Source organism: Streptomyces sp. CA189 (assembly GCF_056428985.1).
Map to the genome: position 1 here is coordinate 1 of NZ_JBWJVM010000187.1, position 1,142 is coordinate 1,142.

Below are 1,142 nucleotides of genomic sequence, written 5' to 3' on the forward strand. Positions count from 1 at the left end.
CTTGGGTTCTAGTGGTTGTCGCAACACCCCAGTTCAGGGGATGCGATGGACTTCCGGATCCGTGAGGTGCGGAGCCCCCAGGGGCCCAGGAAGCTCTCTGCGGAGCGGGCTGGATACTTCCAGCTCATGCAGCAGGGTGTGAGCAACAAGGAAGCGTGCCGGATCGTCGGGATCAACCCGAAGACCGGCAGACGCTGGCGCAACGGACGTAACGCGTCCGGCAGGAACAAGGCGGCACCACCGGTTCACGCGGTGGTGCCGCCGCCTGCGTCGTCGCGGTACTTGTGCGAGGCGGACCGGATCCATATCGCCGACCGGCTGCGGGAGAAGGCAACGGTCCGGGCCATCGCCGCGGAGCTGGGCCGCAGCCCGTCCACCGTCAGCCGGGAGATCCGCCGAAACCGCCACCCGACAGGCGGCCAGTACCGGCCGCACGCCGCCCAGGCCCGCGCCGATGCCCGCCGGCCCCGCCCCAAGAGAGGGAAGATCGGCCCCAACCCGGCACTACGGGACTTCATTCAGGACCATCTGGCCAAGCGGTGGAGCCCGGAACAGATCTGCCAGGCTCTGCGGGCACAGTTCCCCGACCGGCCGGAGATGCACGTGGTCCACGAAACGATCTACCAGGCCCTCTACGTCCAGGGCCGCGGTGAGCTCCGCCGTGAGCTGGCCCGCGCTCTGCGCTCGGGACGTGCCCGCCGCCGCCCGCACCGCCAGGCCGCCTCCCGCCAGCCCCGGTTCATCGACCCGATGGTCATGATCAGCGAGCGTCCTGCCGAGGCGGAGGACCGGGCCGTGCCCGGCCACTGGGAAGGCGACCTGATCATCGGCAAGGACGGCAACTCGGCGATCGGCACGCTGGTCGAGCGCGCCACCCGCTACGTGATGCTCCTGCACCTGCCTGACGGCCGCACCGCGGAACACGTCCGCGACGCCCTCGTGGAAACGGTCCAGACCCTGCCCGGACACCTGGTCCGCTCACTCACCTGGGACCAGGGCTCCGAGATGGCAGCCCACAAGGGATTCAGCATCGCCACCGACGTCCCGGTCTACTTCTGCGACCCGGCCAGCCCCTGGCAGCGCGGCTCGAACGAGAACACGAACGGCCTGCTGCGGCAGTACTTCCCCAAGGGCACCGACCT

Annotated in this window: 1 protein-coding gene; it reads left to right on the top strand. The window is 69.7% G+C overall.

Features of this window, described 5'->3' with window-relative positions:
- Positions 1-45 precede the first annotated feature (45 nt).
- Positions 46-1,142, top strand: a 1,097-nt coding sequence (locus AC061S_RS44440) for an IS30 family transposase (RefSeq protein ID WP_478691576.1), incomplete at its 3' end; no start/stop codon positions are given.